This is a genomic window from Pseudomonas sp. PDM28 (genome assembly GCF_019219115.1).
GTDB classification, from domain to species: domain Bacteria; phylum Pseudomonadota; class Gammaproteobacteria; order Pseudomonadales; family Pseudomonadaceae; genus Aquipseudomonas; species Aquipseudomonas laurylsulfatiphila.
In genome coordinates this window covers 363,315-389,780 of record NZ_JAHUWG010000008.1, presented here as the reverse complement: position 1 = coordinate 389,780, position 26,466 = coordinate 363,315, and the positions used below count along the sequence as shown (strand labels likewise).

General features: G+C 62.3%; 13 protein-coding genes. 12 read left to right on the top strand and 1 reads right to left on the bottom strand.

Annotated elements, in window-relative coordinates; all coding sequences use genetic code 11:
- Positions 1-220 precede the first annotated feature (220 nt).
- From KW841_RS20290 to KW841_RS20265, 6 genes are all read left to right on the top strand, one after another.
- Positions 221-1,810, top strand: a complete 1,590-nt coding sequence (locus KW841_RS20290) for a glycosyltransferase (RefSeq protein WP_218479446.1) — start codon at positions 221-223, stop codon at positions 1,808-1,810.
- On the top strand, positions 1,804-3,108 hold the full coding sequence (locus KW841_RS20285) for a glycosyltransferase (protein ID WP_218479444.1): 1,305 nt from the start codon (positions 1,804-1,806) through the stop codon (positions 3,106-3,108). The genes KW841_RS20290 and KW841_RS20285 overlap by 7 nt, the downstream gene beginning before the upstream one ends.
- Positions 3,105-3,971: a bifunctional 2-polyprenyl-6-hydroxyphenol methylase/3-demethylubiquinol 3-O-methyltransferase UbiG gene (locus tag KW841_RS20280; protein WP_218479442.1), complete on the top strand. Its 867-nt coding sequence runs from the start codon at positions 3,105-3,107 to the stop codon at positions 3,969-3,971. Before KW841_RS20285 ends, KW841_RS20280 begins: the two co-directional genes overlap by 4 nt.
- The gene (locus tag KW841_RS20275; RefSeq protein WP_218479440.1) at positions 3,968-5,125 is read left to right on the top strand and encodes an acyltransferase; all 1,158 of its coding nucleotides are present in this window, start codon (positions 3,968-3,970) and stop codon (positions 5,123-5,125) included. The genes KW841_RS20280 and KW841_RS20275 overlap by 4 nt, the downstream gene beginning before the upstream one ends.
- Positions 5,119-5,952 carry a class I SAM-dependent methyltransferase gene (locus KW841_RS20270; RefSeq protein ID WP_015094132.1) on the top strand — a complete coding sequence of 278 codons (834 nt, stop codon included), beginning with the start codon at positions 5,119-5,121 and terminating at the stop codon, positions 5,950-5,952. The genes KW841_RS20275 and KW841_RS20270 overlap by 7 nt, the downstream gene beginning before the upstream one ends.
- Before the next feature lie 458 nt (positions 5,953-6,410).
- Positions 6,411-7,121, top strand: coding sequence for a response regulator transcription factor (locus KW841_RS20265; protein ID WP_218479438.1), 711 nt, complete (start codon positions 6,411-6,413; stop codon positions 7,119-7,121).
- A 44-nt stretch (positions 7,122-7,165) separates the two neighbouring features.
- Here the strand turns inward: KW841_RS20265 and KW841_RS20260 are convergent, their stop codons facing one another.
- Positions 7,166-8,674: a sensor histidine kinase gene (locus KW841_RS20260; protein ID WP_218479436.1), complete on the bottom strand. Its 1,509-nt coding sequence runs from the start codon at positions 8,672-8,674 to the stop codon at positions 7,166-7,168.
- 72 nt (positions 8,675-8,746) lie between these two features.
- On the opposite strand from KW841_RS20260, the gene KW841_RS20255 reads away from it, so the two are divergent.
- From KW841_RS20255 to KW841_RS20230, 6 genes are all read left to right on the top strand, one after another.
- A complete protein-coding gene (locus KW841_RS20255; protein ID WP_218479434.1) occupies positions 8,747-9,088 on the top strand; it encodes a hypothetical protein in 342 nt (113 codons plus the stop codon).
- A 298-nt stretch (positions 9,089-9,386) separates the two neighbouring features.
- On the top strand, positions 9,387-20,336 hold the full coding sequence (locus tag KW841_RS20250) for a peroxidase family protein (RefSeq protein WP_218479432.1): 10,950 nt from the start codon (positions 9,387-9,389) through the stop codon (positions 20,334-20,336).
- Between the two features lie 423 nt (positions 20,337-20,759).
- Positions 20,760-22,664 carry a sigma-54-dependent Fis family transcriptional regulator gene (locus KW841_RS20245; RefSeq protein ID WP_218479430.1) on the top strand — a complete coding sequence of 635 codons (1,905 nt, stop codon included), beginning with the start codon at positions 20,760-20,762 and terminating at the stop codon, positions 22,662-22,664.
- A complete protein-coding gene (locus tag KW841_RS20240; protein ID WP_218479429.1) occupies positions 22,664-24,382 on the top strand; it encodes an ABC transporter ATP-binding protein in 1,719 nt (572 codons plus the stop codon). The genes KW841_RS20245 and KW841_RS20240 overlap by 1 nt, the downstream gene beginning before the upstream one ends.
- On the top strand, positions 24,372-25,049 hold the full coding sequence (locus KW841_RS20235; RefSeq protein WP_218479427.1) for a S8 family serine peptidase: 678 nt from the start codon (positions 24,372-24,374) through the stop codon (positions 25,047-25,049). Before KW841_RS20240 ends, KW841_RS20235 begins: the two co-directional genes overlap by 11 nt.
- Positions 25,046-26,341: an NAD(P)/FAD-dependent oxidoreductase gene (locus KW841_RS20230; protein WP_218479425.1), complete on the top strand. Its 1,296-nt coding sequence runs from the start codon at positions 25,046-25,048 to the stop codon at positions 26,339-26,341. Before KW841_RS20235 ends, KW841_RS20230 begins: the two co-directional genes overlap by 4 nt.
- The last annotated feature ends 125 nt before the right edge of the window (positions 26,342-26,466 follow it).

Here is a 26,466-nt window from a genome sequence, read left to right as displayed (position 1 = left end):
GGGCGGTTCACGAATCCTCAACGGATGTGGTTAGAATGCCCCTCGTCACGATTACCGGGGTTCGGCAGCGTCGCTTCGAAACTGCGAGAAACTGACCACTAAAACAAGAACGTAGACGGGCAGGAAGACGATGGGCGAGCGCCGGTAAACACGGGCTCGAACCGTGTCCTCCCCGTCATAGCGTGAGGCTGCCGGGATGGCGGCGTCACCGTGGGATGCCATGAATTTCATTCTTTACTCCGACGTCAACGACAGCTCCATCAGCCAGAGTCTCGGCCGTCCCGAGTACAGTTACTACTTCGTGCTCAAGGCGTATCGGCCGCTGTTCGAAAGCCTGGGACCGGTGCACGTCGTGTCATCGGCCGCCGAGGTCGACCCGCTGTACCGGCAGTTGCAGCAGGCCGGCCAGGACTGCCTGTTCATTTCGTTCGCGCCACCGCACAAGACCCCCACCGACCTGGAATGCCCGATGGTGTGCGTGGTCGCCTGGGAATTCGACACCATTCCCGCCGAGCACTGGGACAACGATCCACGGCATGACTGGAGCCGGACACTGGCACGTCTGGGGCGGGTGATCACCTTGTCCACCCATACCGCCGAAGCCATCCACCAGACCCTGGGTGACGACTTCCCGGTGCTGGTGCTGCCGACGCCTTTGTGGGAACGCTTCGCCGACATTCGCCAGCAGTATCCCGGTACGCCGGTGAACGCCGGTGCAACGCTGCAGATCAAGGGTTGCATCCTGGACAGCCGCGTGATGGGGTTGTCCGCCGATGGCCTGATCGCGCCGATCATCGAGCAACCACCCGTGGAAATCGTTGAGCCGGAGTCAATACCGGAACCACAACCAGAACCGCAACCCGCGCCGCCGTTGACCCTGCGGCGACGCCTCTTCATCACCAGGCATTACGTGCTGCTGTGGTATTGCGAAGCCATTCGCGATCTGGTGCCGGATGCCGTTCGCCCATGGCTGGCCAGGTTTCGCAGACCTCAGCCGTTGCCGATCGAACCCGTCGTCAGCGCACCCTCCGTGCCGGAGGAACCCGTCATCAGCGCAGCTTGCGCGCAGGACGAGCATCCACAAGCGGTTTTCCCCGACACCAGCCAAACGGTCGAAATCGTGGTCGACGGCGTCATCTACGTGAGCGTGTTCAACCCTGATGACGGGCGCAAGAACTGGCACCACCTGATCACCGCGTTCTGCTGGGCGCTGCGTGATGTGGAGGACGCCACGCTCGTGTTGAAGATGACCCAGAACGACCTGTCGACCTATTACGTCGAGCTCATGACCTTGCTGTCCCAGCTCTCGCCCTTCGCCTGTCGCGTGGTGGTCATGCACGGTTATCTGCAGGACGAACAGTTCGCCCGTCTCTATGGCGCGGCGAGTTACTACGTCAACGCTTCACGCTGCGAAGGGCTGTGCCTGCCGCTGATGGAGTTCATGTCGTGCGCCCGGCCGGTGATCGCCCCGAACCACACGGCGATGCGCGACTACATCGACGAACGTGTGGCCTTCGTCGTCAAGTCCAGCCAGGAACCGACGATCTGGCCGGAAGACGCGCGAATCCTGTATCGCACCCTGCGCCACCGTCCGGATTGGGGCTCGTTGAAAACGGCTTACGAGAACAGCTACGCCATGGCAAAAAACCGGCCGGACGTCTGGCAGGCCATGGCGGACGCGGCCAGCGAACGCATGCACGAATACTGCAGCTTCGCGCCCGTGCAGCAGCGGCTGGCGCTGTTCTTCAAACAGGAATCGGTCCGTGACGTCGTGCCGGTGGGTGCCGAAACGGGGGCTGCATCGTGCTGATCATCATTCATTCGGAAACCAACAAGAGCAACATCCAGCAGAACCTGGGACGGCCCGAGTACAGCTATTACTTCGTCCTCAAGGAGTTCCGCCCGGTGCTCGAACGGCTGGGGCAGGTGATCGAGGTCAGCAACCCGGACGAACTGGTCGACCGGCTGTATTTCGATTGCCTGAGCCGGGGCGAAGACTGCGTGTTCCTGTCCTTCTCCCCGCCGCATCGCACGCCGGTCCACTACGCGTGCCCGACGATTCCGGTGTTCGCCTGGGAGTTCAGCACCATTCCCACCGAGAGTTGGCAGGGCGAACCGCGACATGACTGGCGGATGGTGTTGGGCACCTGCGGGACGGCGATCACCCACTCCAGCTTCACCGTGAATGCCGTGCACGATGTGATGGGCCGCGATTACCCGATCAGTGCCATCGCGGCCCCCGTCTGGGACCGTTTTGCCGCCCGCGGTGAGCTGCTGGACAAACGTCCGGTCGTGGGCCCCACACGCCTGAACCTGCGCGGGCTGTTGATCGACAGTCGCGCGGCGGACTTGCGCCCCTATGGCCCCGAGCGTTTGCGCGAGGGCACGCCGATCGCCTTCGATCAACCACCGCGCGACTGCGAGCTGTTGCTCGAGGGCGTGGTCTACACCTCGGTGTTCAATCCGTACGACGGCCGCAAGAACTGGAAGGACATGATCAGTGCGTTCTGCAGCGCCTTCCGCGATACGCCCGACGCGACCCTGGTGCTCAAGCTCACGCACCATGACATCGCCAACGCACTGTCCGACATGATGCACCACGTCTACAAGAACCAGTCCTACCAGTGCCGCATCGTGTTGATCCACGGCTATCTGGCCGATATCGACTACGAGCGCCTGGTCGAGGCCACCAGTTACGTCGTCAACTGCTCCTACGGCGAAGGGCAGTGCCTGCCGTTGATGGAGTTCATGTCCTGCGGCAAGCCGGCGATTGCGCCGCTGAATACCGCGATGGCCGACTACATCGACCATGACAACGCGTTTATCGTCGAAGGCACCGACGAGCTGACATCCTGGCCCCACGATCCTCGCGCAGCCTATCGTACCCTGCGCTACGTCACGGACTGGGACTCGCTGTGTACGGCTTTCTCCGCCAGCCATGACGTTGCCAAACAGGACGTCGAGCGCTATCAACGGATGTCGGCCCATGCCGTGCGCAGCCTGCAGGGATTCTGCAGCCAGGCCGTTGCCGAGCAGCACCTTAAGGCGGTGTTCGAGCAGTTGCTGCAACGGCGTGAAGCAAACTGCGCACAAGCGTCGGGCACATGATCCGACGCCTGCTTGCGAAGTTGCGGCCCGCACCGGTGGTGGTCGCCCCACCAGAAACGCGAGTCTCGCCCAGGGACATCGGTTTGTACGATGCCCTGCTCGACGGCTGGTTTCTGGGCGACAGCGGCGAACTGCTCAAAGGGTTTGCCATCACCGCCGACGACACCTTGCTGGATGTCGGCTGTGGCGAAGGGGTCGCGACCTTGTTTGCGGTGCGTCAAGGCGCTTCGGTGATCTTTACCGACAGTGAACACGACAAGGTCCGCGACCTGGCGCTGCAAGTGCAAGCGCAGTCGGATAAAGCGAATCTCGGTCTGGTCAGCAACAGCCTGCCGCTGCCATTGGCCGATGGTTGCGCGAGCAAAGTCGTGTGCATGGAAGTGCTCGAGCATATCGACCAGCCGGAACCCTTCATGGCCGAGCTGGTGCGTATGGGCCGCCCCGGCGCGCAGTACCTGCTGAGCGTACCGTCGCCGGTGGGCGAGCATTTGCAGAAAGGCATCGCCCCGGCCAGCTACTTTCAATCGCCCAATCATGTGCAGATATTCACCCCCGAGCGGTTCGCCGCGCTGGTGGAGGACGCAGGCCTGGTCATCGAACATCGCCAGGCCACCGGGTTTTTCTGGGTCATGGGCATGATTTTTTTCTGGGCCAGTGAACGGGCCGCCGGGCGCGACCTGGGGGGTGCGGTTCGCGACCGGATCCAGGCGCCGTACCCGCCGCTGATGGAGAGCTGGGCAAAAACCTGGCAGGACTTGCTGGCACAGCCCGACGGGTTGGCGATCAAGCAGATGCTGGACCGATTCATGCCCAAGAGCCAGGTGATCATTGCTCGAAAACCTCATGTCCGGGAGGGCGCATGAGCAACGAAAAACGGATCATGGACATCGAGCTGTTGCGCGGCATCGCGGTGCTTGGCGTGCTGTTTCATCATTTGCAGGACAGCCTGTTCGCGGCGGCTGTGCCCTTGCTGCAGGCCATCACGCTGTACTGCCAGCCGTGGTGGGGCGTGGATCTGTTTTTCGCGATCTCGGGCTTTGTCATTGCCCGCAGCCTGATCCCGGCCATGCGCCGCTGCGCAACGCGCCGGGAGTATTGGCAACAGACGCGCAATTTCTGGTTGCGCCGGGCCTTTCGATTGCTGCCGTCGGCCTGGTTGTGGCTGGCGCTGATGTTGCTGGCGTGCCTTTTTCTCAACCGCTCCGGCGCCTTCGGCACCCTGCACGCGAACATTCAGGCAACCCTGGCCGGCGTCGCGCAGTACGCCAATTTCCGCTTTGCCGACAGTTTCTATCGCTACGAGTACGGCACCAGTTTCGTGTACTGGAGCCTGTCGCTGGAAGAACAGTTCTATCTGCTGTTCCCGCTGATGATTGTGCTGTTTCGCAAACACCTAGTGTGGGCTTTGCTGGCGCTGGTTGCGGTGCAGTTGTTCACTTTGCGCACGCCGATCCTGATGGTGGTGCGCACCGACGCGCTGGCCCTTGGCGTGCTGTTGGCGATGTGGAGTACGCAACCGTCGTACCTGCGCTGGGAGCCCACATTCCTGCGTCGTCCATGGGCGGGTGTTGCCGCACTGATCACGGTGTCGCTGCTGCTCAGCTACATGGCCACGGATCGCTTTACCTTTACCCATTACCGGATCGGTGTGATCGCGGTGCTGTGCGCAGTGCTGGTCTGGATCGCTTCCTACAACCGCGATTACCTGTTGCCGCGCGGCGTGTTCAAGCACCTGATGACGTGGGTCGGCAGCCGTTCCTACGGGATCTACCTGATCCATATCCCGGCCTACTTGCTGGTACGTGAATTCATTTTCCGTTTGCAGGCTGCCGGGCTGCCCAGCCCGGCTGGCCATCCGATACTGATGTTGCTGATGGCTGGCGGCCTGATCGTGCTGCTGAGCGAACTCAACTATCGCTACATCGAAATGCCCATGCGCAACCGCGGCGCCTCGCTGGTCAAACGCCTGGGCACCTCCCGAACAGCCGTCTCATCCTCTGGAGCCACCTCATGCTGAGCCTTTTGAAGAAACTCACGGCGGGCACGCCCGCGCCTGTGCAGCCAGAGATTGCGCCTGCGCCACCCGTGGCGGAGAAGGTCGACCCCTATATGCTCGGCCTGCATGACGCCATGCTCAGCGGCTGGTTCAATCAGCAGACCGGCGAACTGTTCAGCGGTTTCCCCGTGACTCCCGAGGACACACTGCTGGATGTGGGCTGTGGCGACGGCGGCAACGTGCATTTCTGCGGGATGCGCGGGGCGAAGATCATCATCGCCGATATCGACGCGGCCAAGGTCGAAGCGACCCGCCAGCGCCTGAGCGATACACCGGCCCGCGACGTCGAATGCCACGTCACCGACTGCAACCCGCTGCCGATTGCCGATGCGACCGCCACGCGGGTGGTGTCGACCGAGGTCATCGAGCATGTGGACGATCCGGCCCAGTTCCTTGCTGAACTGGTGCGAGTGGGTAAACCGGGAGCGTTGTATCTGCTGAGCGTCCCACACCCCAGCTCCGAAGACCTGCAGAAAGACATCGCGGCGGCCGAGTACTTCCAGAAGCCCAACCACATTCGCATCATCAGCGAAGCGCAGTTCAAGGCCATGGTCAGCGATGCCGGCCTGGAAGTGATCAGCCACAGCCAGTATGGATTCTACTGGTCGATGTGGATGCTGCTGTTCTGGGAAGCCAAGGTCGACTTCAGCAACCCGGACCATCCGTTGCTCAACCACTGGGCGGACACCTGGCAGGCGATCCTGGCTTCGCCACGGGGTACACAGATCAAGCAGGCGCTGGATGCGGTGGTAGCCAAAAGCCAGGTGATCATTGCGCGTAAACCCTGATTAGCCAACGGTGAGAGTGACGGTCTGCAACAGGCCGTCAGGCACCGCCATGGATGCCGTCCCGTAGCATCGCATCAAGCCGGATCAGCAAAGCCCGTCAGGCTGCGTGGGCAAGCAGCCCTTGGCAAAAGCGGCCGGTGCAACAGGGCCGCCGCTCTCTCCATAAATGGGGCATTACACCCACCCAACTGGGCGGTTACCACCAAAGTTGAGGAATATTCCCTCCTCATGCTTTCTCTCGCTTGAAACATTCTGAAACAGCCTGTTCATTAATCTGAGCTTTTTCTTCGCCCTGGGTAATGGCTCATTTGTTGCACCACCTCAGGCACCCGCAACAGCTGTCGTCCCGGACATCATGGAGACGGCAGGGCTTGTCGGATTCGGCCGGACGCGAGGGGTGAAAAATGAAACATGCGACATCAACTTTGAGCTCCATCGCCTCTCATGAGGAGCTTCTTATGAGTCCCACGATCAAGATTGGCATTGTTGACGATCACCCACTGTTAAGGGATGGGGTCACAATGGCGCTGAAGAAAATAGCTGACTTTCAGGTGGTCGAGCAGGGTGGGTCTGCCGATGATGCCATGGAAATTGCCGCTCGTTTTGCTCCCGATGTGTTGCTGATGGATGTCAATATGCCGGGCGACAGCTTTGCCGCCGTGCGAGCGATCTCGGCGTCTTCACCGGCCGTTAAAATATTGATGCTGACGGTATCCGAGTCCATCGAGGACGCCTATTCCGCCCTCGAAGCGGGCGCGCAGGGATATGCGTTGAAAGGCATCAGCGGCCTTGAGCTTGTGCAAGCCATCAGAAATGTTGCCGGGGGTGAAACTTTCATTACCCCTAAACTTGCCGGCAGGCTGTTAAGCAATATCAGAAAGAATGCGGGTGACAAGCCAAAGGTTGAGCTGACCCATCGTGAAGAACAGGTTATCCGAGAGGTATCGAAGGGCCTGACCAACCGCGAGGTGGCTATCAAGCTTGAGCTCTGCGAGAAGACCATCAAGCACTACATGACGAATGTCATGTACAAGCTGCGCGTTCGTAACCGGACGCAGGCGGTGGCCGCAGTGATACGGCATTGGGAGAGTGACCATATATCCAGCCTGTGTGGTGCTCTTCAACGGCGCGACTGGAATGACAACAGGAAGTCGAATAACGAGCCATAAGTGCTGCGGTGACTTGGGCGCAACGATCAATCTGGTACGGGTTATCAGGTTTTGAACTGCGCCCTGGCTTTGGTTCCGGCATGGGGAGCCGATTCAATGCTGAATACGCCGCCGAGGGATTCGACGCGATAGCGCATGCCGACAAGACCCAGACGAGTTCTACCTCGACCTGGCACACTTGGTTTCTCGGTTGAAATACCCATCCCCGCATCCTCGACTTGCACTTCCAGCAATCCTTCAGAGTGCGAGGCGCTGAGTTTTTGGCCTTTTCCCCCGGCGTGAACATAGGCATTGTTCAACGCTTCCTGGGCGAAGCGGTAAATACCGATTTTAAGCGCTATCGGTACATCGTCCCCAAGCGTATCAAGCTGCAGCTCGACTCGCGTCTCGGTTCGCTCTTCGTGCCGCTCGGCCAGCAATACCAGGGCATCGTGCAGGGTCAGGTCGTTGACTTCCGGAAGTGCCAGGCCAAGTGATATTTCCCGCACTTCGTTTAAAGCATCCTCGCCGGCACGCCTGATCATTTCCAGAGCTTCTACATCCGAGGGGCCTTCCGAAGATTCGAGCTCTTCAAGGCGAAGGAGAATAAGTGCCAACAACTGGGCAGGACCATCATGCAGATCTGCCCCAATCCGCCGCAGAGTGAGTTCATTGATTCTGGAGAACTCGCGATTGGCTTTAGTGACTTTGCGCTGAAGGGCGGCATTGTTTGAGTGCAATCTGGTTTGCTCATCCATTCGCCATTTAAGTGCTGTTTCATGCTGTTTTATTATCTTGTCACCACGCCGAACGATAAAAAACAACAGTAAAATCATGGCTGTCGTTGCTGCCCCGACAATTGTCCACACTTTCTTGCGAACGTTATTGATTTCGCGCTGTAACGCCTCCGCGGTTTCGTAGAACTCACCCACCGCAATAATCTTTCCAGTGCCCGCTTCGCGCAGTGGAGCAAATATTTCATAGAGCGGAATATTCAGGCTTCGCTCAAAAGCATCTTCAATATCGTCCACCGCATAACTTCCAGGATCATTGTCGAACTCTGTATGGATCTTGCCGGTCAGCGCCTGTGAGATCTCCTCTGTCGGAAAGGTTTTCTGCACCGTGGATTTGTCGGTGCTGTAGACAATGGTGCCGTCTGGCAACCAGATCTTTACCGAGACAACATGCGTACTGAGTGAGGTGCTGGACAGCAGGTGGTCAATGGTCTGAATGGTTTCATCGGGGAGTTCCTTTGTCGTGGTTAATCCCTGGACGAAAGGTTCGAGAAAGTTCTGCATGTAACGCGCGCCCGTCTCTGCCGCCGTTTGAACCGTTGCATCTTCGATGCTCTGGCTTACGAGATTGCCAACGAACGTCATGGTCAAGCCCAGGATGATTGTGGCGCAGATCACGAACTGGGTTGAGCGGCTCAAATGGCGCAGTTTCGCACCGGTGCCCGGTCTCCCGGGCCCTGTTCCATGGGACTTTAGGCCAGTGTCCGATTCGACCAAGGTCTGATCCGATTCGTTGACCAAGGTCTCGGAATTTGGCTGGGCTTTCGTCTCTGTACACATCCGGGTAGCCCTTCAATACTCATTTTCAATGGAGTGTAAAACTGGTGTTTGAGGTTGAGGGCGGGAGGCGCGATGAGTATTTTAAAAAGATTCTCAAACAGACTGGGTAATCGCTACTTCCGGCCACAACAACCGGGGGTTATTACCCATAGTGCTCAGCTCAATCAAAACCAAACCAATGGTTTGAATGATTTCATGACGCCTCCAGCAGGCGTGAGCAACCACTCTCCCATACATACTAGTCAATTCGTAGTCGATGCCAGTTTTCTCATGGATAAAAGGCTTGTTGACGAAGCCGCATGGACGCAGAACCGTGCCATCACCCCTCAGGAAGTCCCGGACTCTGATCGCTGGATGTGTGGCATCTGTGACAAGCCCCCCATGCCTGAGAGTGCTCCATGGACAGATGCATAAAGCCCCGATACGTGACGGGGCCATTAGCAAGTCACACCTTCTATTCGACCTGCGTTCATGGGCCGTCGCCTCCTTGAGACGCAATACCCGCCTGTAGATACGGTTGTCACGGGGAATCAATCCCCAGTCGAGCACTGCTGATTGCACGCAATCGGGCAAGGGTTCGGTGCGGCCGTGGTACCAGGTCACGTCGTGCAATTTTCGATTTTTTGTTTATGGGGTTCAGCACTAAACCACGCGTTTGCAGCGGTGTTTTATGCGTGTGGTTTCCTGATTGCCAAGCATCGAGGAAACAGCCATGGCCAGCTTCATCAAGTCCGATCTAGAGTTCATTCTCGAACAAATCTTCATCTCCGAACGGCATGCGGCAGGCGAGAGTCTGATTGACATGCTGCCGAACGTAGAGGTCCCCTTCGGCCTGCGCACCGTAACCGGTATCTACAACAACCTGGCCAATCCCCAGTTCGGTGCCGCCGACAACTTCTTCCCGCGCATGACGACGCCAGTGTTCAATACCGCGCAGGTCCAGCCGGTCGGCTTCTTCGGGCCCGCCGACCCTGGCGGAACCACGCCGACCTCCTACCTGCAGACCAGCGGTGCCGTCTTCGACTCGCAGCCGCGCACCATCAGCAACCTGATCGTGGACCAGACCGCCAACAACCCGGCGGCAGTTGCGGCCGCAGCGGCCAATCCGGATTCGCAGGTCGTCACCAGCCCAGGCCTGGATGGTCTGTTCGGCACCGCCGACGACGTTTCCGTCTTCCAGATCCCCAACATTACGCCGGACGCGGGCCTGACCGCGCCGTTCAACCAGTGGATGACGTTCTTTGGCCAGTTCTTCGACCATGGCCTTGACCTCGTGACCAAGGGCGGCAGTGGCACCGTGTTCATTCCGTTGCAGCCGGACGATCCGCTTTTCGTGCCGGGCAGCCCGACCAACTTCATGGTGCTGACGCGCGCCACCAATCTGCCCGGCCCCGACGGCATCCTGGGCACCGCCGATGACATCCACGAGCAGAGCAATACCACCTCGCCGTTTGTCGACCAGAACCAGACCTACAGCTCGCATCCGTCGCACCAGGTGTTCCTGCGTGCCTATGAGCTCAACGCCGCCGGCGACCCGGTCGCCACCGGCAAGCTGATCACCAATCGTGACCTGGGCGTCGATGGGCATTTCGGCACTGCCGATGACGTCGAAATCGGCGGCATGGCCACCTGGGCCGTCGTCAAGGCCCAGGCCCGTGATCTGCTCGGCATCAACTTGACCGATGCAGACGTGTTCGACGTACCGCTGCTGGCGACCGATGCCTACGGCAACTTCATCAAAGGGCCCAACGGTCTCCCTCAAGTCGTGATGAAGGGCGTGGACGGCATCGCCGGCACCGCCGATGACGTGCTGGTCGAGGGTAACCGGGCCGCGCCGATCAGCCTGACGAACGCTGTTCGCACCGGCCACCAATTCCTTATCGACATCGCCCACAGCGCCGACCCCACCGGCGGTCTGACGGCTGATGCGGACACCGTCATTGGCGGCCCGCAAGCCCCCGGCACCTACGACAACGAGCTGCTCGACAAGCACTACATCGCCGGTGATGGCCGCGTTAACGAGAACATCGGCCTGACCACGGTGCACTCCATCTTCCACAGCGAGCACAACCGGCTGGTTGAACAGACCAAGGAGACGGTGCTGGCTTCCGCCGACCTTGATTTCCTGAACAAGTGGCTGATGCCCGACGCCCAAGTGACAGCGCTGCCCGTGACGCCGACCGACATCGCAGGCCTGCACTGGAACGGCGAGCGGTTGTTCCAGGCCGCCAAGTTCGGCACCGAGATGCAGTACCAGCACCTGGTGTTCGAGGAGTTCGCGCGCACCATCCAGCCGCAAGTGGACGTGTTCCTGGCGCCCATGGGCAACGACACCACCGTCAATCCGGCGATCGTCGCCGAGTTCGCGCACACGGTCTTTCGTTTCGGCCATTCGATGCTGCTGGAGACGGTCGATCGTTTCGACCCCAACTTCAACGTCGTCGGCGATGGCAATCCGGTTGACCCGGGCAATCAACAGACCGGCCTGATCGCGGCCTTCCTCAACCCTCTCGCGTTTGCTGATAGCGGCCCGACCCCTGAGCAGGCGGCTGGCGCCATCGTGCGCGGTGTCACACGGCAGGTCGGCAACGAGATCGACGAGTTTGTCACCGACGCTCTGCGCAACAACCTGGTCGGCCTGCCGCTCGACCTTGCCGCGCTCAACCTGGCGCGTGGCCGCGAAACCGGCATCCCGTCGCTGAACGCGGCGCGGCGCGAGTTCTACCACATGACCGGCGACAGCCAGTTGACCCCTTACACGAGCTGGGCCGATTTCGTGCAGCACATGAAACACCCGGAATCGCTGATCAACTTCATCGCCGCCTACGGTACGCATTCAACCATCACTGGCGCTACGACGCTGGCGGACAAGCGCGCCGCGGCTGCGGATCTGGTGCTCGGCAGCGCCACGGCCCCGGCAGATCGCCTGGACTTCCTGAACAGTACGGGTGTCTGGGCCAGCAACGCCGGTGCGGACGGCATTCTGCACACCGCAGATGATGTGACCACCACCGGCCTGGACTCCATCGACTTCTGGATCGGTGGCCTGGCCGAAGAGAAAATGCCCTTTGGCGGCCAGCTGGGTTCGAGCTTCAACTTCGTCTTCGAAACCCAGTTGGAAAACCTGCAGAACGGCGACCGTCTGTACTATCTGGCCCGCACAGCAGGGCTCAACTTCGGCACAGAACTCGAGAACAATTCGTTCTCCAATCTGGTGATGCTCAACAGCGACGCAACGCACCTGGCGGCCAACATATTCCAGACACCGGCCTTCACCCTGGAGGTCGACCAGACGCAGCAATTCAACCCGAGTGTGGTGGCCGGTCCGGACGGCATCGTCGGCACGGCCGACGACCTGCCCGCCAACGCCGACCCGTTTGGCCCGTCGGATCACCCGATCGGCTCACCTCGGATTGACCATATCACGCCGCTGGTGATCCGCGACAACCCCGACACAGTGGGCCCCGATACCAATTACCTGCACTACACCGGCGGCGACACGGTCGTGTTGGGCGGTACGGCCGGCAACGATATCCTCATTGCCGGTGACTCGGACGACGACACTGTCTATGGCGACGCCGGCAACGATCGGCTCGACGGTGGCTACGGCAACGACAACGTCTTTGGCGGTGCCGGTGACGACATCATCACCGACATCGGTGGCAGCGACACCCTGCGCGGCGAGGACGGCAACGACGTCATCCAGGCCGGCAACTCGACCTTCGGTCTCAATAACCTGGTCTTCGGCGGCGCTGGCAAAGACTTCATCATCACCACCGAAGACATCACGATGACCTTCGCCGGTGCGGGTGACGACTTCATCCTCGGCGCCAAGGTCAACCTCGCACCGACCGGCAACGAAGGCGACGACTGGATCGAGGGCGGCACCCAGGACGGTGCGCCTGGCGATAACATGAGCCCGACTCTGACCGACGATGTGCCCGGCAACGACATCTTCATCGGCACCGGCGGATTCGATGAAATGATCGGTGAAGGTGGCGACGACACCTTCGTCGCCAGCGATGCCCAGGACAAGATGGACGGCATGTCCGGGTTCGACTGGACCACCTACAAGAATGACAAGTACGGCGTGACCGTCGACATGGTCGTTCCCTTCTTCAGCCCCTATCACGCGGTGCCCAATGCGGCGGGCGATATCGTGGGCGCAGTGGGGCAATCGCCCGATGCGGTCTATGACCGGTTCGCGGAAGTGGAGGGCCTGTCGGGCTCGGCCTTCTCCGACTTCCTGCGCGGCGATGAACAAAACGCGGCCATCATCGCCAACATCACGGCCAGGGGCAGCATCCTCACCAACTTCGACCTCGTCAGCGGCCTGCGGGACTTTGTCGGCAGCGCCGGTTTCGGAGCCGACGGTGTCGGGGGCACGGCCGACGATCAGTTCGGCGCGGGCAACATCATCCTCGGCGGCGATGGCAGCGACATCATCGAAGGCCGTGGCGGCAGTGACCTCATCGACGGCGACAAGTGGCTCAACGTGCGCATCAGCGTGCATCAGAATCTGGATGGCACGGGGCCGGAGATCGCCAGCTTCGACAGCATGACGCCGATGATCCCGCTGATGTTGAACGGCACCTACAACCCGGGCCAGCTCGTCGCCGTGCGGGAGATCCTGCCGGGCGTGGGTGGCTTCGACACCGTCAACTTCCTGGGCCCACTGGCAAACTACACCGTCTCCGTCAACGATAACGGCACGGCGCTCGATTTCAGCGACGACATCGTCAGCGTGACCGACAATGTCGGCAAGGAAGAAACCGACCGTCTCACCCACATCGAACGGCTGCAGTTCTCCGATCAATCCATGGTCCTCGTACCCGGGCTCAACGCTGAGCCGGTGGGTGCGCTGACGGTGGATAACACCGCGCCGACCGTTGGCCAGACGCTGACCGTGTCGGCGGCAGGCCTCAGCGATGCCGACAACGTGGGCGGGGCGATCCACAACTCGATCAGTTACATATGGCAGTTTGAAGCGACACCGGGTTCGGGCGTGTTCGAGGACATCATCCTCGGGCCAGGCCGCATCGGTATCGGATTTACCAGGGCGGACGCGCCCACGCTCACGGTGACCCCGGATCTTGCCGGCCTGGCCGTGCGCGTCAAAGGCATTTATGCGGACGATCATGGCGTGACCGAGCAGGTATTCTCGGCACCGACTACGGCAGTAGTGGCCGCGGCGCCAACTCCCGCACCAGCGCCTTCGCTGATCGATCCGCAGACCAGTGCCCCCAGCAACGGTGTTCGTTACACGCAATCCGACCTGTCGTTCATCCTTGACCAGATCAAGATCGCCGAACACCACGCGGCCGGTGAGAACCTGGTTTCTCTGCTGCCGAACATACGCGTGCCCTACGGTTTGCGCACGGTCGAAGGGACAGAAAACAACCTGCTCCATCCCGAGTACGGTGCCGCCGATAACGTATTCCCGCGCCTGACCACGCCGGACTTCCGCCCGGCCGACGCCGGCACGAGTTACACCCAGGCCAGTGGCCTGGTGATCGACTCGCAACCGCGCACTATCAGCAACCTTATCGTCGACCAGACCGCCAACAACCCGGCGGCGGTCGCGGCCACCTTCGATCCCGGCCTGGATGGCATCCTCGGCACGGCTGACGATGTCCTCAAGGCCGGCGCGCAGGTGGTGACCGGAACCCGCACCGACGGCTCGACATTCGAGACCTTCTTCGACCCGAACGTGAGTCCCGACGCGGGCCTGACCGCGCCCTTCAACCAATGGATGACCTTCTTCGGCCAGTTCTTCGACCATGGCCTGGACCTCGTCACCAAGGGCGGTTCGGGCACCGTGTTCATTCCGCTGCAGCCGGATGACCCGCTGTTCGTGCCCGGTAGCCCGACCAACTTCATGGTGCTGACGCGCGCCACCAATCAGCCCGGCCCCGATGGCATCCTGGGCACGGCCGACGACATCCACGAGAACACCAACACCACCTCGCCGTTTGTCGACCAGAACCAGACCTACAGCTCGCATCCTTCGCACCAGGTGTTCCTGCGTGCCTATGAGCTCAACGCAGCGGGCGATCCGGTGGCCACCGGCAAGTTGATCGAAAATCGTGATCTGGGCGCCGATGGCGTGTTCGGCTCTGCCGACGACGTCCAGATCGGCGGCATGGCCACCTGGAAGGTGGTCAAGGCGCAAGCCCATGATCTGCTCGGGATCAACCTCACGGATGCCGATTTCGACAACGTGCCGCTGCTGGCGACCGACGCCTACGGCAATTTCATCAAGGGGCCGAACGGTTTTCCGCAGGTGGTGATGAAGGGCGTGGACGGCATTGCCGGCACGGCCGACGATGTGCTCGTTGAAGGCAATCCGGCGGCGCCCATCAGCCTGGCCAACGCCGCGCGCACTGGCCATGCTTTCCTCAACGACATTGCGCACACCGCCGTTCCGGTGGACGACCAGACCGGCGCGGCACTCCTGCCCGATGCCGACAATGTCGTTGGCGGTACACCTGCGCCGGGTTTCTACGACAACGAACTGCTGGACGCGCACTACATCGCCGGCGACGGCCGGGTGAACGAGAACATCGGCCTGACCACCGTCCACTCCATCTTCCACCATGAGCACAACCGCCTGGTCGATCACACCAAGGAGGTGGTCCTGGCGACAGCGGCAAGCGGCGATGTGTCGTTCCTCAACGAGTGGCTGCTGACGCCCGTCACTGCCGTTCCGGCCGACACCTCGACCCTGGACTGGAACGGCGAGCGCCTGTTCCAGACGGCGAAGTTCGGTACCGAGATGCAGTACCAGCACCTGGTGTTCGAGGAGTTCGCGCGGACCATCCAGCCGATGGTCGATCCCTTCTTCGCCCCGGGCCAGGTGTACGACACCGCGATCGATCCGAGCATCGTTGCCGAGTTCGCACACACCGTCTATCGCTTCGGGCACTCGATGCTGCTGGAGCAGGTCGACCGGCTTGATCCGAACTTTGCCTCGAGCGATATCGGGCTGATCCAGGCCTTCCTCAACCCGCTCGAGTTCGCGGGCAGCGGCCCCACTCCGGAAGAGGCAGCCGGTGCCATCGTGCGCGGCGTGACCCGCCAGGTCGGCAACGAGATCGATGAGTTCGTGACCGAAGCCCTGCGCAACAACCTGCTGGGCCTGCCACTTGATCTGCCCGCCATCAACCTGGCGCGTGGCCGCGATACCGGCGTTCCGTCCCTGAACGCGGCGCGGCGGGAGTTCTATGGGCCGACCGGCGACGCAGAGCTCAAGCCCTACACGAGCTGGGCTGATTTCGTGCAGCACATAAAACACCCGGAATCGCTGATCAACTTCATCGCCGCCTACGGCACGCATTCGAGCATCACCGATGCCATTACGCTGGCGGACAAGCGCGCGGCGGCCTCGCTGCTGGTGCTCGGCGGTGCGGGTGCGCCGGCCGATCGCATCGACTTCCTCAACAGCACCGGCGCCTGGACCAGCACCGCGGGTACGGACGGCGTTTTGCACACGGCAGACGATGTGACCATCACCGGCCTGGATGCGGTCGACTTCTGGGTTGGCGGGCTGGCCGAGGAGAAGATGCCCTTTGGCGGCATGCTCGGCTCGACCTTCAACTTTGTCTTCGAGAACCAGATGGAGAAACTCCAGGACGGTGACCGCTTCTACTATCTGGAGCGCACCGCCTCGATGGACTTTGGCGCCGAACTGGAGAACAACACGTTCGCCTCGTTGGTGATGGCCAATACCGATGCCACACACCTTTCGGCCAGGGTCTTCCTGACGCCGGCCTACACGTTGGAGGTCAACCAGGCGAACCAGTACAACCCCAGTGTGATTGCCGGACCCGACGGCATTGTCGGCACCGTCGACGATCTGCCGGCCAATGCCGATCCATTTGGTCCGTCGGACCACCCGATCGGCTCACCGCGCACTGACTTCCTCACGCCGCTGGTGATCCGCGATAACCCCGCCACGACGGGCCCGGATACCAACTACCTGCACTACACAGGTGCCGATACGGTCGTGCTGGGCGGTACGGCCGGCAACGACATCCTCATTGCCGGCGACTCGGACGACGACACGGTCTACGGCGATGCCGGTAACGACCGGATCGATGGCGGCTACGGCAACGACCAACTCTTAGGTGGTACCGGTGACGACATCATCACCGACATGGGTGGCGACGATGTCATCCACGGCGAGGACGGCAACGACGTCATCCAGGGCGGTAACGGCCTCAACCTGATCCTCGGCCAGGCCGGTCAGGACTTCATCATCACCGGCGAGGACGCGGCCGACTCCAGCGGTGGCCTGGGCAACGACTTCATCCTCGGCACCAAGGCGAATGAATTCGCGCGCGGCGGTGAAGGCGATGACTGGATCCAGGGCGGATCCGCCGATGGCGTTGCCGGTGACAACTTCGACCCCTTCGGCAACGATCCGATCAATGGCAACGACGTCTTCCTGGGCGATGGCGGACCGGACAACTTCGACGGGGAGGGCGGTGATGACATCATGGTCGGCAGCCCCAGCGAGGCAGACCGTTTCATCGGGTTCTCCGGGTACGACTGGGCGACCTACAAGGATGATCCGAGCGGCGTGACCATGGACCTCAACTCCAGGCTGCGCTTCTTCGATCAACCGGCGGTGCCTGGTTCCAACGCGTCGATCCTTGCCCGGCTGGACCTGGTGGAAGGGCTGTCGGGGTCGGCCCATGCCGACTTCCTCAGCGGCGATGACTCCACTGCCGACTTGCTCGCCGTCGCTGGCGCCAAGGGCAGCGTGCTCACCAACTTCGACCTCATCAGCGGTCTGCGGGACCTGGTCGGCAGCGCCGGTAACGGCGCGGATGGCATCGCCGGCACGGCCGACGACAAGTTCGACGGGGGCAACATCCTCCTGGGTGGCGCCGGCAGCGACATCATCCAGGGCCGCGGCGGCGACGACGTGATTGACGGCGACAAGTGGCTCAACGTGCGCATCAGCGTGCGGCAGAACATCGATGGCACCGGTCCGGAAATCGCTACCTTCGACAGCATGACGCCCCTGGTCCCGCTCATGTTGAACGGCACCTATAACCCCGGCCAGCTCCAGATCGTGCGCGAAATCCTGACGGCGACCGGTCCCGACTTCGACACGGCGCTGTTCTCCGGCAATCTGGCGGATTACACCGTGGTGGAAAACGTCAACGGCACCTTTACGGTCACCGACAGTGTCGCCGGCAGGGACGGGACCGACACCCTCAGCCATATCGAGCGGTTGCAGTTCTCCGATCAGGCGCTCGTGCTCGGTGGTTTGAACGCGGAGCCAGTCGGTTCGCTGAGGATCGACGATCCCACGCCCTCCGTCGGCCAGCGGCTGACGGTATCGGCGGCAGACATCACCGATGCCAACAATACCGCGACCGGTGGCGCGATCACCGGGCCGATCAGTTACTTCTGGCAGTTCGAAGCGCGCCCGGGCTCGGGTGTCTTCGAAGACATCACCTTCTTTGCTGCCGGCGAGGTCGCGCGCGCAGAGGGCACGACTGTCACGGTGGGCTCGGAACTCAGGGTCCCACCACCGGCGACCCTCATCGGCGCCGTACCGGCTATCCCGGAACTCGTCGTGGCAGCGGGTCTGGCCCTGCGCGTCAGGGCGGTCTACAGGGACGCCAATGGCGTGCTGGAAGAGGTGTTCTCGGCGCCGACTGCACCGATTGCGGCGGCCGGTACCGGCACTGTCAATGTCCTGCCGGTCGGAACGGTGCTGATCAGCGATACGACCCCGGCGAAAGGCTCGGTACTCACCGCTACGGATGCGTTCACCGACGCCAACGGGACCACCACCTCGGTGATTGCCCATCAGTGGCAGGTGGGGAGCGGCGCGATCTTTACCGACATCGCCGGCGCGACGGGCGCAACCTTCACGCCCGACCAGGCACAGGTCGGCCAGCAACTGCGTGTCGTCGCCAGTTACACCGATGACCTCGGCACACTGGAGCGAGTCACCTCGGCTGCAACGACAGTGGTCAGTGATGTGTTTGTCGGTACCGCCGGTGTCGACGTATGGACCGGCACGGCGGGCGACGACGTGGCCAGCGGAGGTGCTGGCAACGACATCCTGAACGCCTTGGGCGGCAACGACATCCTCAATGGCGATGCGGGCAACGACTTCCTCAATGGCGGTACGGGTAATGACCAGATGGCGGGTGGAACCGGCAACGACACCTACCGCGTCGATTCGGTCGGGGACGTAGTGACCGAGTTGACGGGCGAGGGTCAGGATTCGGTACAGACCACGTTGGGCAGTTACACACTGGGCACTAATGTCGAGCATCTGATCTACCTCGGCGCCGGCAACTTCACCGGCAACGGCAACGCGCTGAACAACGTCATCACCGGTGGGGTGGGTAATGACATTCTCAACGGCGGTGACGGCAACGACACATTGATCGGTGGTGTCGGTAACGACGTCCTCACTGGCGGTGCGGGCAATGACGCAATGGTCGGCGGAGCCGGCAACGATACCTTCCGCGTCGACTCAGCCGGGGACCTGGTGACCGAGGCGGCGGGTGGGGGAGCCGACTCCGTACTAACGACGCTGAACAGCTACGCGCTGGGTGCCAATGTCGAGCACATGCTCTTCACCGGAACCGGCAACTTCGTCGGTATCGGCAACGCGCTGAACAACGTCATCACCGGCGGGGTGGGGAATGACACCCTCAACGGCGCTGACGGCAACGACACTTTGCTCGGTGGAGCCGGCAACGACTTCATCATGGGCGGTGCGGGCAATGACCGGATGGTCGGCGGCGTCGGCAACGATACTTTCCGCGTCGATTCAACCGGAGACCTGGTGACCGAGGTGGCAGGTGAGGGTGCGGACTCCATACAAACGACACTCAACAGCTACACGCTGGGTGCCAATGTCGAGCACATGATCTTCACCGGAATTGGCAACTTCGTCGGCAACGGCAACGCGTCGAACAACGTCATCACCGGCGGGACGGGTAATGACACCATCAGCGGCGCTGACGGCAACGACACCTTGCTCGGTGCAACCGGCAACGACTTCCTCATTGGCGGTGCGGGCAATGACCGGATGGTCGGTGGCGTCGGCAACGACACCTTCCACGTCGACTCGAGCGGAGACCTGTTGGTCGAGACGGCGGGTGAGGGGGAGGACTCCGTACAGACGACACTCAACAGCTACACACTGGGTGCCAACGTCGAGCACATGATCTTCACCGGCGTCGGCAACTTCGTCGGCACCGGCAACGCGTCGAACAACGTCATCACCGGCGGGGTGGGTAACGACACCCTCAATGGCGCTGACGGTGGCGACACTTTGCTGGGCGGTGCAGGCAACGACATCCTCGATGGCGGTGCCGGCAACGACGCTATGACGGGTGGTGCCGGCAACGACACGATGTTTGCCAGCACTGGCAACGATGTCTTCGTGTTCGCAGCGGCCTTCGGCAACGACCGGATCATCGGCTTCGATACCGACGCGGCGGGAGGCCAGGATCTGTTCAATATTGCCTCGTTGAACATCACGGCAGCGACCTTTGGCAGTAGCGTCAACGTCGTCGATCTCGGTGCGGATACGTTGGTCAACTTCGGCGCTGACTCCATCACCCTGGTAGGTGTGGCCGACGCAACAACCGTTACTGCCTCGGACTTCATCCTGGCCTCTTGAGGGCCTGACAAGTCCTGTCGCAAGGCGTGTGGAAGACGGAGGGGAGGGCACTGGATGCCCTCCCTTTCTCATTACGTTCAATTGCCCAATGGGCATCGGGGGGCCAGCAGCGTACTGGAGCTCACTAAAGCAGGTTGGAATCGAGCTCCTGGTTTGGCCCGCGCATTGTTGCGGGACGGCACCGAATGGCGGTGACGAGCGGCAGGGGGAAGACGGTTGCTCCCACAGTGTCCGAGTAAAACCGCAGATTTGCGGACGGCACTGAACCTGTGGGAGCGGGCTTGCCCGCGAAGAACGATAACGCGGTCCACCTGACGGAACACAAACGCCCTACGGCACTTGCCATAGCCCTTACGTTAACGTAAAGATTGCGGCAGGGCGCCGACGTATGAAGGCGCAAGGGCGGACGACCCGGAGCGCTTGATGACGCTGATAAAAACAAACTCCCCCAAACTGCATCGCGAAGCCCGGCTGGCCCGGGAAAAGCTGCACCTGGACGGCGAAGTGCCGGATGGTGTCCTGCGTGCGGAAATCGATGCTTCATGGCGGCGCAGCCTGAGCCATGGCGTGCATTTCAATGCCAAGCACGAGCTGGCGCTGGAATCGAGCGCCAGCCTGGACCTGTTATTGGCCAGCAATCGCCTGCTGATCGACGCCGCGTTGCCGGCCATCGATTACCTGGCCGAGCGTCAGGGCAAGGAAGGGCTGATCATCCTCGCCAACTCCGACGCCACCATCCTCGCCGTCGAAGGCCGCGCCGATCGCCTCAAGGGCAGTGTCCTGCAGGACATCACCCTCGGCGCCTGCTGGAGCGAAGCGGTTCGCGGCACCAACGCCCTCGGCACGGCACTGGTGGAAGCCCGGCCGACCCTGATCGATTGCGGCGAACATTATCTGGATCGCCTCAGTGATTTTTCCTGCACTTCGGTGCCGATCCATTGCCCACAGGGCGACATCCTCGGCGTCCTCGACCTGACCCGCGAAGGCCCGCTCGGCCGTGCCCATGACAGCACGGCGCTGCTGGCCATGGCCGTCAGCCAGATCGAAAGCCGGGTGTTCAACGCCAGTTATCCGGACGAAATCGTCCTTGCCTTCCACAGCCGTCGCCAATACCTCGAATCCCCGTGGCAAGGCCTGCTGGCGGTGAGTCTCGGCGGGCAGATCCTCGCGGTCAGCGCCCAGGCTTGTCAGTTGCTCCACGCCGAACGCTCGGCCCTGGTCGGTCGGCGCTGCGAGGAGTTTCTCGGCGTCGATGGTCTGCAATTGTTGGCGCGCCTGCATCAGGGCGGCACCGGCAGCCTGCAGACCGCCAAGGGTGAATTCTTCTATAAAACCCTGCGCGCGCCGCAACGCTCGATCAACGTCGGCAGCCCGCCGCGCACGGTCGCGAAACCGGCCAAGGCGCAACCGGATCTGGAAGCGCTCGCCGGCAGCAATACGCGCTACGCCCGTGCCTTGCGCATGGCCCGTCAAGGGCTGGCGAACGAACTGCCGGTGTTGTTATTGGGCGAAACCGGCACCGGTAAAGAGGTGATCGCCCGCGCCCTGCACATGGCCGGCGCGCGCTGCGACAAACCCTTCGTGGCAGTGAACTGCGCGGCCATTCCCGAAGGCCTGATCGAGTCCGAACTGTTCGGCTACCGCGAAGGCGCATTCACCGGTTCACGCCGGGGCGGTATGGTCGGCCGCCTGCAACAGGCCCATGGCGGCACCCTGTTTCTCGATGAAATCGGCGACATGCCTTTGGCTTTGCAGGCCCGACTGTTGCGGGTGTTGCAGGATCGCAAGGTCGCGCCCCTGGGCGCCGGCGAAGAGCAGGACATCGACGTCGCACTGATTTGCGCTACCCACCGTGACCTCAAGCGTCTGGTGGAAGATAAACACTTTCGCGAGGACCTGTTCTACCGGGTCAACGGCATCAGCGTGATGCTCCCGGCCCTGCGCGAACGCGAAGATTTCGCCGCGCTGGTCAGCCGCCTGCTGGCGACACTGGGCGCACCCGCCGTGGTCCTGCACGATGATCTCGATCGCTTACTCAGCGGTTATCACTGGCCGGGCAACATTCGCCAGCTGGAGATGGTCCTGCGCACCGCGCTGGCCATGCGCGAACCGGGTGAAACCGTGCTGACCCTCGACCACCTGCCCGACAGCATGCTCGACGAATTGACCGCCAGCGAACGCCCCCAGGCCGGCAGCATCCGGGAAAACGAACTGGAGCTGATCCGCCAGTCCCTGGACACGCATCAGGGCAACGTCTCGGCCGCCGCCGACGCCCTGGGCATCAGCCGCGCGACCCTGTATCGCAAGCTCAAACAGTTGCGCTCCTGATGCAACGCCTGATCGTTCGGCTGATCGACAGCCAGAACCCCGAGGCCCTGCAGGCGTCGCTGCGCTGGCTGTACGGCTTCGTGCGCCCCCATCGCCTGGCGATTGCCGGGCTGCTGGGCCTGTCGGTCTGCGCTTCGGCGTTGGTGCTGGTGCAGCCGTGGCTGACCAAACTGTTGATCGACGACGGCCTGCTGGCGCGCAACTTCCCGATGCTGGTGCTGATCGCCGGGCTGATGATCGTTGCCGGGTTGCTGGGCACGGCGCTTTCGGGCATCAACCGCTACCTGCACACGCGCCTGTCCGGGCGCATGCTGTTTGCCCTGCGCGATGACCTGTACCGGCATCTGCAAACCCTGTCGCCGAGCTTTTACGGTCAGCGGCGCATCGGTGACCTGATGTCGCGCCTCGATGGCGACGTCGCGGAGATCCAGCGGTTCGCCGTGGACTCGCTGTTCTCGGCGGTGTCGAGCGTGATTGGCCTGGTGGTTGCCATCGCGATGCTGGTGACGCTGTCCTGGAAACTTTCGTTGCTGGCCCTGGTACTGATCCCCCTCGATGTCCTCTGGCTGCGCTGGATGCGGCGCAAGGTCGAGCGCGATGTGCGGCAGTTGCGCGAGCGTTCGGCGGACATGTCGTCGTTCATGGTCGAGACCTTGCCGGTGATGAAGTTCATCCAGTCCGCCGGCCAGCAACAGCGCGAAGCGCGGCGCCTCGAAACGCTGGGGCAGGGCTACATGAGCCAGTTGCTGCGCCTGCAAGTCACCGAGTTTTTCACCCAGGCCGTGCCCGGCACGCTGACCTCGCTGTCCCGGGCCTGCGCCTTCCTGATCGGCGGATACTGGGTGGTGCAAGGCACCTGGCAGCTCGGGGCGCTGATAGCGTTTTCCACCTACCTGGGGATGGCAGTGGGGCCGGTACAGAGTCTGCTCGGGCTCTACGTGGCGATACAGCGGATGACCGTCAGCCTCGGCCGGGTCATGGAGTTGCGCGGCGAACAGCCGACCGTGTCGACGCCTGCCAGACCTCAGCCGATGCCCAATGGCGGCGATCTCTGGTTCGACAACGTGCACTTCGCCCATCCCGGCCGCCAATCGACCCTGCGCGGTATCGAAGCGCGGATTCCCTACGGTTTGAAAGTGGCCCTCAGCGGCGGTTCGGGCGTCGGTAAATCCACCCTGATCGACCTGCTGCAACGGCATCACGATCCGCAATCGGGCCGGGTCCTGCTGGGCGACGTCGATGTGCGCGAGCTGGACCTGTTCCAGTTGCGTCGGCGCATTGCCATCGTCAGCCAGGACATCGTGCTGTTTCGCGGCAGCCTCGCCGACAACCTGGCTTATGCGGTGCCGGACGCCAGTCGCGAAGCGATTGCAGAAGTGGCGCGCCTGGCGCAACTCGACAGCCTGATCGAGTCCTTGCCCGAGGGCCTCGACAGTCCGCTGGGCGAGCGCGGCCAGCAGTTGTCCGGTGGACAGAAGCAGCGCATCGCGATTGCCCGGGCGCTGTTGCAGGACCCTTTGATTCTGGTGCTCGATGAAGCGACCTCAGCGGTGGACGAAGCCACCGAGCGCGAAGTCATCGACGCCATCGACCGCTTGTTTGCCGCACGCACGCGCATCCTGATCAGCCATCGCCCTTCAACCCTGGCCGATGCCGATCTGCGTTTCGAATTGCTCGACGGCGTGCTGATCTCGAAAACGGTGCTGCATGAAACCTGAGTTGCGCGTGGGTGTGGTGGACAGCGGCCATTCGGCGGCGCAACGGGTGCAAGTGATCGCCGGCCGGCGCTTTTCATTGCTCGAAGATGGCCTGGCCGAGGGCGACTTGCGCGACGATCCGCTGGGGCATGGCAGCGCGGTGATCGAGGCGATTGGCCGGCGTGCACCCTCGGCGCTGTTTTGCGTGGCCCAGGTGTTCGACCAGCGCGGTGTCACCAGCGCCTTGCAGATCGCCACGGCGATTGACTGGCTGGTGGCGCAGAACGTGCGACTGATCAATCTGAGCCTCGGCCTGCGCCAGGATCGCAGCCTGTTGCGCACAGCTTGTGCGGCGGCGGTGGCGCAGGGCGTGCTGCTGTGTGCATCGAGCCCGGCCCAGGGGGGCGGGGTGTTTCCGGCGAATTATCCGCAGGTGTTGCGGGTGACCGGCGATGCGCGCTGCGCCGAACAGGAATGGTCGTGGCTCAACAGCGCCCAGGCGGATTTCGCCGCCTGTGTGCATGGCACGTACCCGGGGCAATCCGGGGCGAGCCTCGGTTGCGCCGCGTTGAGCGGGCACATCGCCGGGTTCCTCGTCGAGCAGCCTGATGCCAGCAATGAGCAAGTCATCGCGTGGTTGCGCGATCATGCCCGTTACCGTGGCCCTGAGCGGCGCTTCGGGCCATGACGGACATCGTCATTCTTGGCGCGGGACCGGCTGGAGCCGCTGTCGCACTGGGGCTACGGCGGCTTGGCCATCGCGTCACGCTGATCAGCGAATGGCGCCGGTTTGCGGCGCTTGAAGGCGTGTCCGTGCGGGTTCTGGATGCCTTGCGCAGCGCGGGCCTGCATCAGGCGTTGACGGAGGCGGCGCTGCCTTCTCAACGCCAGGTGAGCTGGAACGGCCAGCACCATGCGCAGAACATCGAGTACTTGCTCGACCGTCCGCTGTTTGACCGAGGCCTGCGTGAGGATTTGCGCCTGGCGGGGGTCGAGCTGATCGAAGGCCGGGTGCTCAGGGTTCAGTCATCGGCCAATGGCCACCGAATCGAAATCGACGGACACGAAGCGCTGCTCGCGCCGTTTCTCGTGGAAGCCCGAGGACGGCAGGCACCCGCTATCGGCAAGGGCTTGCGTGGCCCCGAGACCGTCAGCCTGCTCAATCGCTGGCAAGGTACGCCGGGCAGCACCGCCAGCGCCGTGGAAAGCCTTGCAGACGGCTGGGCATGGATGGCGCGGCGGGCCGACGGTCAGTGTTACTGGCAATGGACGGTGGACGTGGCCAGTGCCGGGTTGCCGGGCAAGGCCATGTTGCTCGATTACTGCCGGCAAAAACGTGGGGAGTCGGCAGTGGCCCGTGGTTTTTTCGGCGGCGAACCGGAGCTGGATGTGCAGCTGCATGCCCGCAGCAGCACGGCGATTCTCCACCCGCAGGTGTGCGGCGATAACTGGATTCGGGTCGGCGATGCGGCGATGGCCGTGGACCCGTTGTCGGGCAATGGCATCTTTCAATCGCTCTCCTCGGCGTTGCAGGCGCCGACGGTGATCAACACGCTGTTGTGCAAACCTGAGCGAGCGGCTCTGGCCCGGCGTTTCCACCAGCAGCGTGTGGAACAGCTGTTCCTGCGGTTCGCGCGGATCGGCCGGGATTTTTATGCCGATGAGCAGCGTTGGCTGGATCAGCCATTCTGGCAGGCCCGGCGGCAATGGCCGGATGCTGAAATCGCTCATGCCGAGGCCGATTTCAATGCGCTGAGAATCGAACTCGCACCGGTGCTGCGCGACGGATTTGTCGATGAGGCCGAGGTGGTGATCACAGTGGATCAACCGCTGGGGATCTGGCATGTGCAGGGGGTGGAGGTGGCGCCGCTGGTGCGGCGCTTGCGCGCGGAGCCGGCTGAGCAGGTATTGGCCGGGTTGACCGTCGAACAGGGGAGGATGGTTCGGGGCTGGTTGTTGGCTCAGGGATACAAACCCTGATATTTGGGCTGTCTCGACCGGCCTCATCGCGAGCAAGCTCGCTCCCACAGTGGACTGGTGTTGAGCCATGATCCTGAGATCGACGCAAAACCCTGTGGGAGCGAGCTTGCTCGCGATGGCGGCCT